The sequence below is a fragment of the Kitasatospora sp. NPDC057692 genome (assembly GCF_042799475.1).
Lineage (GTDB): Bacteria > Actinomycetota > Actinomycetes > Streptomycetales > Streptomycetaceae > Kitasatospora.
Genome location: NZ_JBHVIV010000017.1, coordinates 24563 through 38645, shown reverse-complemented (window position 1 = coordinate 38645; position 14083 = coordinate 24563). Strand labels below are relative to the sequence as shown.

The 14083-nt window shown below is 74.4% G+C and carries 10 protein-coding genes; 3 read left to right on the top strand and 7 right to left on the bottom strand.

The window, feature by feature from the left end; genetic code table 11:
- Positions 1-102 precede the first annotated feature (102 nt).
- The 3 genes from ACFVFS_RS12800 to ACFVFS_RS12790 all read left to right on the top strand — a co-directional run bounded on the left by ACFVFS_RS12800 (position 103) and on the right by ACFVFS_RS12790 (position 2905).
- Entirely contained in the window at positions 103-1077 is a 975-nt protein-coding gene (locus ACFVFS_RS12800; protein WP_380623216.1) for a ParA family protein, read from the top strand.
- Positions 1074-2159: a ParB/RepB/Spo0J family partition protein gene (locus ACFVFS_RS12795; protein WP_380623214.1), complete on the top strand. Its 1086-nt coding sequence runs from the start codon at positions 1074-1076 to the stop codon at positions 2157-2159. Before ACFVFS_RS12800 ends, ACFVFS_RS12795 begins: the two co-directional genes overlap by 4 nt.
- Before the next feature lie 125 nt (positions 2160-2284).
- The gene (locus ACFVFS_RS12790; protein ID WP_380623212.1) at positions 2285-2905 is read left to right on the top strand and encodes a GNAT family N-acetyltransferase; all 621 of its coding nucleotides are present in this window, start codon (positions 2285-2287) and stop codon (positions 2903-2905) included.
- Between the two features lie 122 nt (positions 2906-3027).
- Here the strand turns inward: ACFVFS_RS12790 and trxA are convergent, their stop codons facing one another.
- From trxA to ACFVFS_RS12755, 7 genes are all read right to left on the bottom strand, one after another.
- The gene (gene trxA / locus ACFVFS_RS12785; RefSeq protein WP_376086399.1) at positions 3028-3354 is read right to left on the bottom strand and encodes a thioredoxin; all 327 of its coding nucleotides are present in this window, start codon (positions 3352-3354) and stop codon (positions 3028-3030) included.
- A 135-nt stretch (positions 3355-3489) separates the two neighbouring features.
- Positions 3490-4455, bottom strand: a complete 966-nt coding sequence (gene trxB, locus ACFVFS_RS12780; RefSeq protein WP_380623210.1) for a thioredoxin-disulfide reductase — start codon at positions 4453-4455, stop codon at positions 3490-3492.
- Positions 4456-4628: 173 nt separating this feature from the next.
- Positions 4629-5615: an anti-sigma factor family protein gene (locus ACFVFS_RS12775; protein WP_380623208.1), complete on the bottom strand. Its 987-nt coding sequence runs from the start codon at positions 5613-5615 to the stop codon at positions 4629-4631.
- Positions 5612-6361: an RNA polymerase sigma factor SigM gene (sigM, locus tag ACFVFS_RS12770; RefSeq protein WP_380623206.1), complete on the bottom strand. Its 750-nt coding sequence runs from the start codon at positions 6359-6361 to the stop codon at positions 5612-5614. Before sigM ends, ACFVFS_RS12775 begins: the two co-directional genes overlap by 4 nt.
- A gap of 37 nt (positions 6362-6398) precedes the next feature.
- Positions 6399-8468 (bottom strand): serine/threonine protein kinase, encoded by a 2070-nt coding sequence (locus tag ACFVFS_RS12765; protein WP_380623204.1) that lies wholly within the window; start codon positions 8466-8468, stop codon positions 6399-6401.
- 228 nt (positions 8469-8696) lie between these two features.
- The gene (murJ, locus tag ACFVFS_RS12760) at positions 8697-11237 is read right to left on the bottom strand and encodes a murein biosynthesis integral membrane protein MurJ (protein ID WP_380623202.1); all 2541 of its coding nucleotides are present in this window, start codon (positions 11235-11237) and stop codon (positions 8697-8699) included.
- A 57-nt stretch (positions 11238-11294) separates the two neighbouring features.
- Complete coding sequence (locus ACFVFS_RS12755) at positions 11295-13745, bottom strand: DUF6049 family protein (protein ID WP_380623200.1); 2451 nt, start codon at positions 13743-13745, stop codon at positions 11295-11297.
- Positions 13746-14083: the final 338 nt, after the last annotated feature.

Sequence of the window (14083 nt, the reverse complement as noted above, 5' to 3'; positions counted from 1 at the left end):
ATGGTGTTTCACGTGAAACGTCGCTCTCTCCTCTCGGGAATCCTCGCGCGCAGCCGGGCGGCGACTGTTGCCGCTCCGGTTTCACGTGAAACACTGAGCCCCATGCAGGACTCGGAGACCATCGACCAGATCGATGACACGCCCATCGCGCGTGCTGCCCAGGCTGCGGTCCAGGCCATCGGCCGAGCGGGCGAGGGACTGCCCCGCCCCGCGAGCACCCGGGTGATGGTGGTGGCCAACCAGAAGGGCGGGGTGGGCAAGACCACCACCACCGTCAACCTCGCCGCCTCACTGGCCATGCACGGCCTGCGCGTGCTGGTGATCGACCTCGACCCGCAGGGCAACGCCTCGACCGCGCTCGGCATCGACCACCACGCCGAGGTGCCCTCGATCTACGACGTCCTGGTGGAGGGCAAGCCGCTCGCCGACGTGGTGCAGCCGGTGGTCGAGGTCGAGGGGCTGTTCTGCGTCCCCGCCACGATCGACCTGGCCGGCGCCGAGATCGAGCTGGTGTCGCTGGTGGCCCGGGAGAGTCGGCTGCAGCGTGCGATCGCCGCCTACGAGCAGCCGCTGGACTACATCCTCATCGACTGTCCGCCCTCGCTGGGCCTGTTGACGGTCAATGCCCTGGTCGCCGGCCAGGAGGTGCTGATCCCGATCCAGTGCGAGTACTACGCGCTGGAGGGCCTCGGCCAGCTGCTGCGCAACGTCGAGCTGGTCCGGGCGCACCTCAACCAGGCACTGCACGTCTCCACCATCCTGCTCACCATGTACGACGCCCGGACCAGGCTGGCCGCCCAGGTGGCCGAGGAGGTCCGGACGCACTTCCAGCAGGAGGTCCTGCACACCGCGATCCCCCGCTCGGTCCGCATCTCGGAGGCGCCCAGCTACGGTCAGACGGTGCTCACCTACGACCCGGGCTCCACCGGTGCGCTCTCCTACCTGGAGGCCGCACGGGAACTGGCGCTGCGGGCGGTGTCCGCAGGGGCCGGAGGCTCGTTGGTGGGGCAGCAGCGGGACGGTTCGGGGCAGGGCGCCCCGGGGGCACAGCACGGTACGACGGAGGGCAATCGGTGAGTGGTGGTCGCAGGGGTCTGGGACGAGGGCTCGGGGCGCTGATCGGCCCCGCCGCCCCGGCGGGTGGCGGAGCCGGAACCGGCGCCGCGGCACAGCCGGCGGCGGTCCCGGCGGTCTCGCCCGGGGCGGTCTCGCCGGCCGCGGTGCCGGTGCTGCCGTCCGGCCGGGGCACGCTGGCGGCGAAGGCGGCCGCGGAGAGCCTGCGGGAGCAGGCCGCCGAGGCACAGCCCGCGCCGGTGGCCGGCGCCTACTTCGCCGAGCTGCCGCTGGACGCGATCACCCCGAACCCTCGCCAGCCGCGCGAGGTGTTCGACGAGGACAAGCTGGCCGAGCTGGTCACCTCGATCAAGGAGGTGGGCCTGCTCCAGCCGGTGGTGGTGCGCCAGACGACGCCCGGGCGCTTCGAGCTCATCATGGGCGAGCGGCGCTGGCGGGCCTCCCGGGAGGCCGGGCTGGAGCAGATTCCGGCGATCGTCCGGGCCACCGAGGACGACAAGCTGCTGCTGGACGCCCTGCTGGAGAACCTGCACCGGGCCGAGCTGAACGCGCTGGAGGAGGCGGCCGCCTACGACCAGCTGCTGCGGGACTTCTCCTGCACCCACGAGGAGCTGGCCGACCGGATCGGCCGCTCCCGTTCGCACGTGTCCAACACCCTGCGGATGCTGAAGCTCTCGCCGGGGGTGCAGCGCCGACTGGCCGCCGGGACGATCACGGCCGGGCACGGCCGGGCGATCCTCGGGCTCGCGGACGCCGGGCGGCAGGAGGAGCTCGCCGCCCGGGTGATCGCGGAGGCGCTCACCGTCCGGATGACCGAGGAGCTCGTCACCGTGATGAACGGTGAGGAGCCCAAGCCCAAGCGCCAGTCGCCCAAGGCGGGGAAGATCCTCTCGCCGGCCTTCAACGACCTGGCGAGCCGGCTCTCCGACCGCTTCGACACCCGGGTGAAGGTCGAGGTCTCGCAGCGGGGCGGCAGGCTCGGCAAGGGCAAGGTCGTCCTGGAGTTCGGCTCGGTGGAGGACCTCAACCGGATCCTGGACAGCATGGCGCCCGGCGACGACGGGCTGCGGCTGTCGCAGGGCTGAGCCGGGCCTACAGGCCGGTGGCGATGGGTGCATGTTCCGCGTGAGCGCTGTTTCACGTGAAACATGCACCCGTCGGCGTTCGGGGGGGAATGCTCGACTGTGGAGTGGACGAGGAGGTGCGGGGCATGGGAGGACGCCGGATCGTTCCGCTGACGCTGGACAACCTCGCGGATCTGCCGTCGACCTGCCGGTCCTGCGTCTTCTGGGAGCTGGACCCGGTCAGCGGCCGGGCGGCGGTCGAGTCCGGCAAGCCCGAGCTGGAGAAGGAGGGGTGGATCTCCGCCGTCCTGCTGGAGTGGGGCTCCTGCGGGCGGGTGGTCTACGTGGACGACCGGCCGGCCGGCTTCGTGCTGTACGCCCCGCCCGCCTATGTGCCGCGCTCGCAGTCCTTCCCGACCAGCCCGGTCGCCTCGGACGCCGTTCAGCTGATGGTCAGCCGGGTGCTGCCGGGCTTCCAGCGGCAGGGGATCGGACGGGTGCTGGTGCAGACGGTGGCCAAGGATCTGATGGGCCGGGGGTTCCGGGCGATCGAGGCGTTCGGAGCGGTCGGTCGGCAGCCGGTCAGCTGTGTGCTGCCGGCCGAGCACCTGCTGGCGGTGGGCTTCAAGACGGTCCGCCCGCACCACCGCTACCCGCGGCTGCGGCTGGAGGCGCGGAACACGCTCTCCTGGCGGGGGGACGTCGAGGGGGCGCTGGAGCGGCTGCTGGGCGGCGGGCGGAAGGAACCGGCACTGCGGCCGTTCTGAGCGGGGCGGCTCCGAGCGGGGCCGGCTCCGAGCGAGGCCGATCCCGGACGGGGCGGCGACGAACGAGGGCGGGACCCCCGGTGGGGAGTCCCGCCCTCGCGGCGTCCTGGGGGGGAGCGGCCTCAGATCAGGCCGTCCAGCTCGCGCAGCAGCGCGGCCTTCGGACGGGCACCGGTGATCTGCTTCACCGGCTCGCCGTTCTTGAAGAGGATCAGGGTCGGGATGGAGATGACGTTGTACGCCGCAGCGGTCTGCTGGTTGGCGTCGACGTCGAGCTTGGCGATGGTGAGCTTGTCGCTCTCGTCGGCCGCGATCTCCTCCAGGACCGGGGCCACCTGGCGGCACGGGCCGCACCATTCGGCCCAGAAGTCGACGAGGACGGGCTTGTCGCTCTTGATGACGTCGGCATCGAACGTCGCGTCGGTCACGGTGGTGGTGGCGCCGGCCACGATCACTCCTAGGGGTCAAGCGGGAGGGGGGCTCTGCCAGGTCTACAACACCGCGCGGGGCGGTTCTGTTTCGGCCCGGCGGGGTGGGCGTGTTTCACGTGGAACACACGCACCCGGACGGTGGGGTCGGTGGGGTCAGACCGCGACGGTGGCGGCCTGGGCCTCCAGGTCGGCCAGCGAGGCCAGGTAGCGCTCGGCGTCCAGGGCGGCGGAGCAGCCGGTGCCGGAGGCGGTGATGGCCTGGCGGTAGGTGTGGTCGACGACGTCGCCGGCGGCGAAGACACCCGGGATGTTGGTGCGGGTGGAGGGGGCCTCGACCTTGAGGTAGCCCTCGGCGTCGAGGTCCAGCTGGCCCTTGAAGAGCTCGGTGCGCGGGTCGTGGCCGATGGCGATGAACAGGCCGGTGACCGGGAGCTCGCGGGTCTCGCCGGTGGTGGTGTCGCGCAGGGTCACACCGCTCAGCTTCGGGTCGCCGTGGATCGCCTCGACCGCGCTGTCCCACTCGAAGCTGATCTTCTCGTCGGCGAAGGCGCGCTCCTGCATCGCCTTGGAGGCGCGCAGGGTGTCCCGGCGGTGGATGACCTTGACGCTGCGGGCGAAGCGGGAGAGGAAGGTCGCCTCCTCCAGGGCGGTGTCGCCGCCGCCGACCACCGCGATGTCCTGGTCGCGGAAGAAGAAGCCGTCGCAGGTCGCGCACCAGGAGACGCCGCGGCCGGAGAGCTGGTCCTCGTTCGGCAGGCCCAGCTTGCGGTGCTGGGAGCCGGTGGTGACGATCACGGCGCGGGCCTTGTGGACGTTGCCCTCGGAGTCGGTGACGGTCTTGACGTCACCGGTGAGGTCCACGGCCACGATGTCGTCGGGGATCAGCTCGGCGCCGAAGCGCTCGGCCTGCGCCCGCATGTTGTCCATCAGCTCGGGGCCCATGATGCCGTCCCGGAAGCCGGGGAAGTTCTCGACCTCGGTGGTGTTCATGAGCGCGCCACCGGCGGTGACGGCGCCCTCGAAGACCAGCGGATTGAGGGAGGCACGGGCCGTGTAGAGCGCAGCCGTGTAACCGGCCGGGCCGGAACCGATGATGATCACGTTACGGACGTCGCTCACTGCATCTCCTGGTTCGCATCGCGACCCGCGTTTGGTGCGGGGAGGGCGGTCCTGCTCCGCCGCCCGGGACAACGACTGACCAGTGTCTCGCATTCCCAGGAGGATCAGTACCAGGCGCCCGCACTCTGGGAGTGTCGTGCGGCCGTCGGCATGGATCGCACGGGAACCATCGGTCAGTCGGCCGGGAGGGTGCGGTGCAGCAGGAGTTCGCAACCGGGGGCGCGGAGGTAGACGTCGAGCTGGTCGGGTCGGCCGGGCAGGGCGTAGACGAGCAGCTCGGCGGGGGACCCGGCGTAACTGCCGCGGCCGGTGGCCAGCAGGGCGGCGGTGCTGGGGGGCGGGCAGGCCGGGGCGGATCGGCCGCCGCCGGTGAGGCCCTGGCCCTCCTCGGCGGGCGGTGCGGCGGTCGGGTCGGAGCCGTCCGAGGGGCCGGCGCCGCTACCGGCCCCGGCGCCGGGGGACGGCTTGGCGGGCAGGACGGGGCGGCCGGCGTCGGTCCCGGCGAGCAGGTCCCGGACCTGGGCGGCGAGCTGCTCCTCCCGGTAGACGGTGCCGCCGGGGGTCCGGTCGGCCCTGGCGGCGGCCGTGCCGCCGGGGGCGGGCGCGTTGGCGGCGGTACTGCTGTCCTGCTTCGGGGCGGCGTCGGGCAGGGCCAGGAAGGCCCCGCCGAGGCCGAGGACGAGCAGCGCGGCGGCCGAGCCCAGCAGCAGGGTCCGACGGCGCCGGGGGCGGGCGCTGCGGCCCGGTCCGGTGGCGGCGGCCGGCCGGGCGGGCGGAGCGGCGGGCGGTGCGACCGGTCGGCCGGCGCGCGGGTCCTCGGTCCGGGTGGTCGGCAGTGTGGTCGGCCGTACGGTCGGCGGGGCCGGGACGGGCGGCTCCGCGGCCTCGGCCTCGGCGGCCGCGAGGGCCTCGTCGGCGAGGGCGGCGTCGATCCGGGCGGCGACATCGGCCGGCATCGGCGGGAGCCCGGCCTCGCCGAGCAGCGTCCGCACCCCGGCGAGCGCGTCGACGGTCTCCCGGCACTCGGCGCAGTCGGTCAGGTGCCGGCGCAGCGCGTCGGCCTGGGCGGGCGGGAGCAGGTCCTCGGCGAGGTCGGCCAGCTCGTCGACCTCGGGGTGCGCGCCCGCGGCGGGGTCGGGGGAGGAGAGGGGCGCCGTCATCGCGTGCTCGCGTCTCCTTCCAGAAGGGGCCGGGTCGGATCCGGGACTGTCCCTGTGACGGTACGGGGCCCGGGTGGGTTCCCGGGCGGAGGGGCGGCGTCGGGCGCGGGCGCTGTTTCACGTGAAACACCGGCCGCCGGAGCCCCCGGGTCCGTCTCCGCGCGCTCCTCGCGCAGGTGCCGGACGAGCGGCAGCAGCCGGGCCCGGCCGCGGGCGCAGCGGCTCTTCACGGTGCCGACCGGCACCCCCAGGAGTACGGCGGCCTCGGCGACGGGGTAGCCCTGCATGTCGACCAGGACGAGCGCGGCCCGCTGTTCGACGGGCAGCTCGGCGAGCGCGGCGGAGAGCTCGCGGTGCACCTCGGCGCGGACCACCGGGGAGTCGGCGGGCTCGGCGGAGCCGACCAGGGCGTCCAGCCGCTGCGGGTCGTCGTCGAGCGGCCTGGTCCGGCGGGTGGCGGTGCGCCGGGCACGGTCCAGGCAGGCGTTCACCACGATCCGGTGCAGCCAGGTGGTGACGGCCGCGCGGCCCTGGAAGGTGTGGGCGGAGCGGAAGGCGGAGACCAGGGCGTCCTGCAGGGCGTCGGCGGCCTCCTCGCGGTCGCCGAGGGTGCGCAGGGCGACGGCCCAGAGCCGGTCGCGGTGGCGGTTCACCAGGAGGCCGAAGGCCTCCCGGTCGCCCGCGACGTGCCGGGCGAGGAGCGCCGCGTCGTCGCCGCGCTCCGGTCCGTCCTCCGCCACGTCCACCCCTCGCCGTCCGCGCCCCGCCGCCGCAGCCCGCGGGTCAGCCGAAGACCTTCACGTCGGCGATGTGGCCCTGGTACTGGCCCGCGTGCGCCATGCCCTCAGGATTCTTGGACAGGCTGGTCATCCAGATCAAGAGGTAGCGGGTGGTGACCGGGCTGTCCAGCTTGTAGGAGAGGTTGGTGCCGGACTCCTTGCCGAGGACGTTGTAGTCCTTCGGCTTGGCCGCCGGGGGGTTGCCGACGCCCTTGCCGGGCATCCGCAGCTCGACCGTGGCGGGGGTGCCGAGTTTGATGCTCACGCTGGAGACCGGCTGCGGCGCCCCCAGGTCGAGCAGCAGGCCGGTGCCCTCCTTGGCCTTCGGACCGAAGGCGTCGCTGTACCAGCTGGTGACCCACTCGCTGTTCGGGTCGCCGTCGGTGGCCTTGTCCAGGACGGACGTGCCCTCCGGACCGTCGCCCAGCGGGTTGAAGGAGATCGCCTGCGCGACCGGGATCGCCACCGGGTCGTGGGTCGCCGTGTGGCTGGTGGGCGCGGCGGAGGTGCCGCTGGGCTGGGGGGCCGCGACGGCGGAGCTCCCCGGGCGAAGGTAGTCGACCAGTTGCCAGGAGGCCGCGCCGATGGCGCCGAGGGCGACCGTCCACGCGGTCACCTTGACCACCCGGCGCAGCCGCCGTCCGGCGCGCCGCACCGGGGCCGCCACGGGGGTGGGGCCGGTGCCGGGGGCGGCGACCACCCGGGTCGGGTTGGGCGCGGTCGGCAGGGCGTGGGTGTTGTGCCGCGGCGGGCTGGTGAAGACCGGCAGCTCGGGTTCGGGCTGGCGGATGCGCGGCATCAGCGCGATCGCCCCGACGAGCGCCTCGGGGGTGGTGATCGGCTCGGCGTGGTGCGGCGGGTGGTCGAACAGGGCGCGGGCGGCGAGGTCGGACAGGCCCTTGTGGACCCCGGCCCGGACCTGGTCCGGTGCCATCGCGCCGACGTTCCTGGGCAGGCCCTGGAGGTCGTAGCGGTCCTCGGGGAAGGGCCAGCGGTGGGTGAGCGCGGCGAACAGCAGGGCACCGATGGCCCGGGTGTCGGTGCGCTCGGCGTCCTCGTCGGTGTCCTCGGCGGGCAGGCCGCGCAGGGCGGCGTCCACCGCGATGCCGTTGATCCGGTACTGGCCGCTGTCGGTGCGCAGCACGCAGCGCGGGGTGAGCCGCAGGTGGGCCTGGCCGCGCCGGTGGGCGGCGGCCACCGCGTCGCTGACCTGGCGGACCATCTGGTACGCCTCGTGCGGCTCCATCGGCCCGTCGGCGAGCAGCTTGGCGAGGTCGGAGGCGTGCGGCAGCCACTCGCGCACGACGTAGACCAGCTCGCCCTCCTGGACGGCGTCCAGGACCTGGACGAAGCGCGGGTCGCCGAGCAGGGCCGCCGACTTGGCGGCGGCCAGGACCTGGCGGGCGCGCTGGTGGCCGGCGGCCATCAGGTGGACGCCGACGGCGCGGCGGAGCTTCTCGTCGACCGCGCGCCAGCTGCTGAAGGTCTCGGTGGAGGAGATGCACTCCTCCAGCCGGTAGCGGTGGCCGATGAGGTCGCCGCTGTGCCGCAGCGGGGCGGGCAGGGTCTGCGGCAGGGTGGCGGTTTCCCGGGGGTCGTGGGTGGGCTGCGGGTCCCGGGGCGGGCGCTCGGCGGCGGCGGGGTCGGCCTTCCCGGCGGTCTTCGCGGCGGCCTCGGCGGCGGCCGCGGCCCGGCGGGCGGCGTCGCCGGCGGCCAGTTCGGCGGCGATCTCGGAGGCCGACAGCGGGGCGGTGATCTCCGAGGTCTCCTCGCTCCCGGCCGGGGTGGCCGCAGCCGGCTCGTCGCCGTCGCCGTCGTCCTCGCCGTCGTCCTCGGCGGCGCCCCCGGTGGAGGGCCCGTCCCCGGTGTCGTCCTCCGCGGCGGTGTCGTCCCCGGTGTCGTCCGCGGCGTCCGGGCCCTTCCGGGCGGCGGGGCGCTCCTTCGCCGGCGCGTCGGCCCCGGTGGCCCGGGCCGTGCCGTCGGCGAGTTCGTCGATTGCCGCGGCCAGCGCGGCCTCGTCCGCCGCTCCGTCAGCTGCTGACGTGTCGACGACCGCCTTGGTGCCATCAGCCACCGTGGTCCAGCCTCCCCTTGTGTCGCCCCGGGCCTGAGAGAGAGTCGTTGGAGCGCCCGGGCCGGTGGCCCCGGTGCTCGCAGGACAATTGTGCCCACTGTTCTCCACGGGTACGACCGCTGGGAGCTCCGCGCGGTTGCCTGACGGTGGAGAGATGTGGCGCAGTCGGCATCGGGCCGCCGTCCCCGGCCCGGGACGGTCCGGGGTGCGCGGCGGCCCGATGCCGGGTCAGCGGCCCAGTCGGCCGCGCACCATACCCAGCATGGCGTTCAGTTCCTCGATCCGCAGCCGCTTCGCGATGAGCACGAAGACGGCCAGCTGGAGCCCGCCGGCCACCACGACGGTCAGCACGGCGCCGGCCCAGCCGCCGACCACCCGGGTGATCGCCAGGCTGACGCCCAGGCCCACCAGGGCGGCCGGGACGGAGGCGGTGGCGAGCCGCGAGTAGGTCTTGCCGATCCGCTTGGTGTCCAGGCCGCCGATCTTCTTCTTCAGCTTGGGCACCGCGACCGTCACTCCGACGGCGTACGCGAGGCCGTAGCCGAGCGCCATCCCGATGACCGTCCACTCGGCCGGCAGCAGCACCCAGCAGAGCAGCGAGAAGCCGGCCTGGCAGACGGCCACCCAGACGGTGTTGGAGAACGGCGTGCGGGTGTCCTCGTAGGCGTAGAAGCCGCGGAGCATCACGTACTGCGCCGAGTAGGGGATCAGGCCGAGGGCGAAGGCGGAGAGCATCAGGCCCACGTTGCGGGCGTTGTCCAGGGCGGTGTCGCCGCCGCCCACCGCGTAGATGGACTGACCGATGGCCGGGCCGAGCGAGAGGAAGAGGAACGCCGCCGGGACGACCGCGACGGCCGTGGTGCGCAGCCCGTAGGAGAGGTCGTCGCGCACGGCGCCGGCGTCCTCGTCGGCGGCCGCGCGGGACAGCCGGGGCAGTACCGCGCTCATGATCGAGACGGTGATGACGGCCTGCGGGAGCTGCCAGATCAGCAGGGCGTTGGAGAAGGCCGCGAGGCCGACACCGCCGTGGCCGCCCGCCTCGGCGTCGCTGCCGGCGGCGGTGGCGAGCTGGGTGATGACCAGGTAGCCGGCCTGGTTGGCGAGCACGAAGAAGAACGTCCACTTGGCCAGCCGGGCCGCCTTGCCCAGGCCGTGGCCGCGCCAGTCGAAGCGCGGGCGGAAGGAGAAGTCGGCCGCCCGCAGGTACGGGATCATCGCCAGCGCCTGTACGGCGAGGCCCACCAGAGTGCCGATGCCGAGCAGTCGGACGCCCTCGGGGGTGATGGTCTCCGGGGTGACGTGGGTGCCGTCGAAGCCGCCGTACACCCAGATGTAGGCGCCGAAGGTGAAGACCACCACGATGTTGTTCAGGACCGGGGTCCACATCATCGCGCCGAACCGGCCGCGGGCGTTGAGGATCTGGCCCATCACCACATGGATGCCCATGAAGAAGATGCTGGGCAGGCAGTACCGGGCCAGCGCCACGGTGGTGTCCGCGCGCTCCGGGGTCTCCATCATCGGATGGGCGATCAGCTGGACGAGCAGCGGCGCCCCGACCACGGCCAGCAGCACCACGCCGGCCAGGCCGACCATCACCAGGGTGAGCAGCCGGTTGGCGTAGGCGGTGCCGCCGTCCGCGTCGTTCTTCATGCTGCGGACCAGCTGCGGCACGAAGACGGCGTTCAGCGCGCCGCCGCCGATCAGGATGTAGAGCAGGGTCGGCAGGGTGTTGGCCGCGTTGTAGGAGTCGCCCATCACGGCGATGCCGATCGCGCCGGCGATCACCATGGTGCGCAGGAAGCCGGTGCCCCGGGAGACCAGGGTGCCGGCCGCCATGATCGCACTGGAGTTCAGCAGCGAGGCGACCTTGCCGCCGGACGTCCGGCCGGCGCTCTCCTGGGGGGAGGCCGGGGCGGACTGCTCCTCGGCCGCGAGGTCGGCGAGCGGCTCCACCGCGGGCGGCAGCTGCACGGCGGCCACCTGCAGGGTGGCCTCGTCCTCGGCGAGCGGCGGGTCGAACTCGATCGGCGGGACGAAGGGACGGTGCCCGTCCGCGCCGTGGCCGCCCGGGTGGGGGGCCGGGTGGGTTCCGGGGCCGGGTCCGTACGGCGGCTGCGGCCCGTGCTGCCCCGGGTACGCGCCGGCCGGGGGGAACGGCGCGGCCGGGGCGGGCTGGACCGGTGCGGCGGGCGGCCGGTCGGCCGGGGGCTGCTGGACGGGGGACTGCTGGGCCGGCGGGCGGGGCGCCTCGGCGGTCACCTGGTTCCCGCCGAACAGCCCGTCCACCCCGACGTACTCGGTGGACTCGGAGTCCCAGGCGGAGTGCGCCGGGCCGGGCTGCCACTGCGGCTGACCGCCCCAGCCCCCGGCGGGCGCGGCCGGACCCTGCGGGGCGGCCGGCCCCGCGGGAGCGGCGGCCTGCGGCGGCAGGTTCTCGTGCCAGCCGGCCTGCGCCGGGGTGTCCCAGCCGGGCTGCACCGGCGGCACCGGCGGCGAGAACGGCGTCGGCGGCACCGGTGCCGGGTAGTCGCCGCCGTGCGGCGGCAGCTGCGGCGGCACGTCGTACGCGGCGACCGGCTGCTGCGGCGCCGCGGGCCGGGCGGCCCGCAGCCCGTACGGGTCCTGCTCGCCAGGACCGCCCTGGTACGCGTCGGCCGCGTACGGGTCCTGGGCGTAGGTGTCGGCCACGTACCAGTCGCCGGACGGCGACTCGGCGCCCGGACGGACCTCTCCGCGGCCCGGAGGCCGCTCCTCGCTGCGCCCGGTCATGTCACCTCTTCGCTGTCGTGGGGGAGGCCGCCCCGGGGTCGGGCGGTGTCGGCGGTGTCAAGGACCAACCTTCTCATCACTGGTGGCCCGATCCCGGCCATCCGCGCGGCTGTCGCGCGGTGTCCGCCCGGTTCCGCCGGCGCCGTCGAGGCCGCCCGGGTCCTCCGCCGCACCGTCCGCCGTTCCGGCGTCCGGTCCGTCCGCCGGTTCGTCGGCCGGTTCGTCCGCCGGGACGAGCGGCGCGTCGCCCTCGTCGTCGTGCGCCACCCGCCGCTTGCGCTGGCGGACGAACCGCAGGCCCGCGAGCAGGAGCAGCACCAGGCCGCCGCCGAAGACGTACAGCACGCCGTTGGTCACCGAGGTGACCTCCACGGTGAAGTGCACCGGCTCGCCGTACGGCTGCGGGTCGGGCCCGGTGGTGTACAGCTGGGCGGTCATGCCCACGGTGCCGTTGTTCTTCGCCTCGGCCGGGAAGCGCAGCGTGACGCTCTGCGAGGCGGGCAGCACCAGCTCCTCCGCCGGCATCTCGACCCGGAGCCGGTTGGGCTGGCTCGGGCTCAGCACCAGCTTGAGGTTGGTGACCGTCTGGGTCAGGTCGTTGCGGACGCTGACCTGGAGCACACCGGTGTCACCGGCGAAGGTGATGACCCGCTTCGGCGGCACCTTCACCGCTCCGGTGAGCTCGTCGAGGTAGTTCTGCACGCCGTCGCGGTAGTCGCTGCCGGCCGGGGCCTGGCTGCGCCACTCGGCGGACAGCGAGCGGACCATGGCCGCGCTGAACGGCCCGCGCACCCGCTGCGGCAGGGTCAGCACCCGCATCAGGGTGTCCAGGTCGGCCTGGATCCGGGTGGTGGCGGTCAGGGCGGTGGCGGGCAGCTCCGAGTCGCGGACCCGGGCCGGGTAGTCGGTGGCCGCCGGGACGGCCGTGTTGGCCTTGGAGTCGGGCGCCGCCTGGGCGAGCGCGTCCAGCTTGACCGGCTCCACCCACTTGCCGTCCTGGGCCGTCTGGAGGGCGCCGGCCAGCACCTTGGCGGTGCCGGCGGAGAGCTCGCGCGGCGGCATGACGAGCAGGCCGCGCGAGTTCTGCGGCTCCTGCCGGGAGACCACGAAGGTCTCGGCGAGGAACCGCTGCACGGCCAGCGTCTGGTCCTGCGGGGTCGCCAGGTCCTCCTCGAACAGCGAGGAGACCACCTGGTCGGAGACCACGGCGGTCTGGCCGTTGCCGATCGGCCGGGGGGCCGTGGGGGTGTACTTCAGCGCCTCCGACTCGGGCATGCTCGCACCGTTCACCAGCACCAGGCCGGCGCCGGCGCGCTGGGCGACCGAGGCGATCCGCTGGTCCAGGTAGCCCCCGTAGGGCCAGGCGACGTCGGCGCGGGTGTCCACCGAGAGCCGGCCCTCGACGGTCAGCCGGCCGGCGGTGGCCGCCTTGCCGAGCGCGGCGTCGATGCCCTCCAGCTCGGGGGCGTTGTGCGCGATCGAGGCGAGGTCCGGGTCGGCGTAGGGCAGCGCCACCACCTGGCTGCCCGGCTTGGCGACGGCGCCCCGCAGCTTCTCCAGCCAGGCCGTGGCGGCGGCCGTGCCGGTGCCGCGGACGGTGTTCTCGTCCTTGGCCGCGTGGCCCGCCGTGCCGGGCTTCTGCACCCGGTAGTCCTTGGTCATCGCGAACGCGGTGTCCAGCAGGTCCGGGTCGACCACCCAGGTCAGCCCGGTCAGCGAGGCGCCGGTCTCGACCAGGGCGTACAGCCGCCCGCCGGGCGCGAACTCGGCGGCCAGGCTGTCGTCGCGCAGCACCGGGACGGTCTGGTCGCCCTCGGCGAGGGTCTGCGCGACCAGCACCGGGGCGTGCACCAGCGGCCAGAGGGTGGTGACCTTGGAGGGCAGGGCCTCGGGCTGGTTGGTCGGGACGTACGGCAGGAAGGTCCGGGCGATGCCCAGCGGCCGGTCCCGCTGGTTGTCGGCGGTCGAGCCCCAGACGTCCACCGCCAGCTCGTACACGCCCTCGGTGGAGAGCTGCAGGTCGGCGACGGCGACGCTCAGCGTGTACGGCTGGCTCTGGCCGGGGCCGAGCTCGTTCAGCGCGTACTGCGGGCTGTCCAGCGAGATGCCGTCCGACCCCTGCGGGCTGGTCCGGGTGACCACCCCGGCGAGCTCGCTGCGGGTGGTGAGCGGCTTGCCCGCCCAGGGCTTGCGGACCGTCGCGTGCGCGGACTTGAGGACGGACCTGCCGCCGTTGGTGACGTGCCCGGTGACGGTCACGATGCCGTTCGGGACGGCCACCGGCTTGTTCACCGAGTCGATGGTCAGCGTCACCGGGTACTCGGCGCTGACCGTCGCGTCGGCGGCCGGGCGCGATCCGCCGGCCGCGGCCGCCGGGAAGCCGGGCAGCGTCCCGGCGAGCACCAGCGCGGCGCCGAGCGCGCCGGCCAGCCGCCGGGCCGTTCGTTGCAGGACCCGCCCACGGCGGCCGTCCGCCTGCTGTCCCGGGTACCGTGCCGGCTCACTCACGCGGTCCGCCCTCGCTCACGGGTTCGCCCTCGCCGTTCTCGATCGCTGCTGCTGCTGGTGCCGTGCTGCTGCGGATGCTCCGCCGGCCGTGGGGGATGCCGTGAGGATCAGCCTGAAGAACATGTGGTCGTCCGTCGCCCGGGCGGCCATGACGGCGCACGGCACCGCGGCCCGCCGTCGGTGCCCCGGACTCGTTCCACCGGCATGGTAACGATGTGGTGAGGGGAGCGGTGTTGCGGGCCGGGGAGTGAGCGGGTGGAAACGCGCGGGCGGCGGGGCCGCCGGGCCACGTACCCTTGTGAGCCGTGTCCACTGCCAATGAGCCCACCGCCCACTCG

Excerpts from the sequence above, each read along its gene's own strand:
- ACFVFS_RS12800 (WP_380623216.1), top strand. The coding sequence starts at position 103 with ATGCAGGACTCGGAGACCATCGACCAGATCGATGACACGCCCATCGCG.
- ACFVFS_RS12790 (WP_380623212.1), top strand. The coding sequence starts at position 2,285 with ATGGGAGGACGCCGGATCGTTCCGCTGACGCTGGACAACCTCGCGGAT.
- ACFVFS_RS12775 (WP_380623208.1), bottom strand. The coding sequence starts at position 5,615 with ATGACGGCGCCCCTCTCCTCCCCCGACCCCGCCGCGGGCGCGCACCCC.
- murJ (WP_380623202.1), bottom strand. The coding sequence starts at position 11,237 with ATGACCGGGCGCAGCGAGGAGCGGCCTCCGGGCCGCGGAGAGGTCCGT.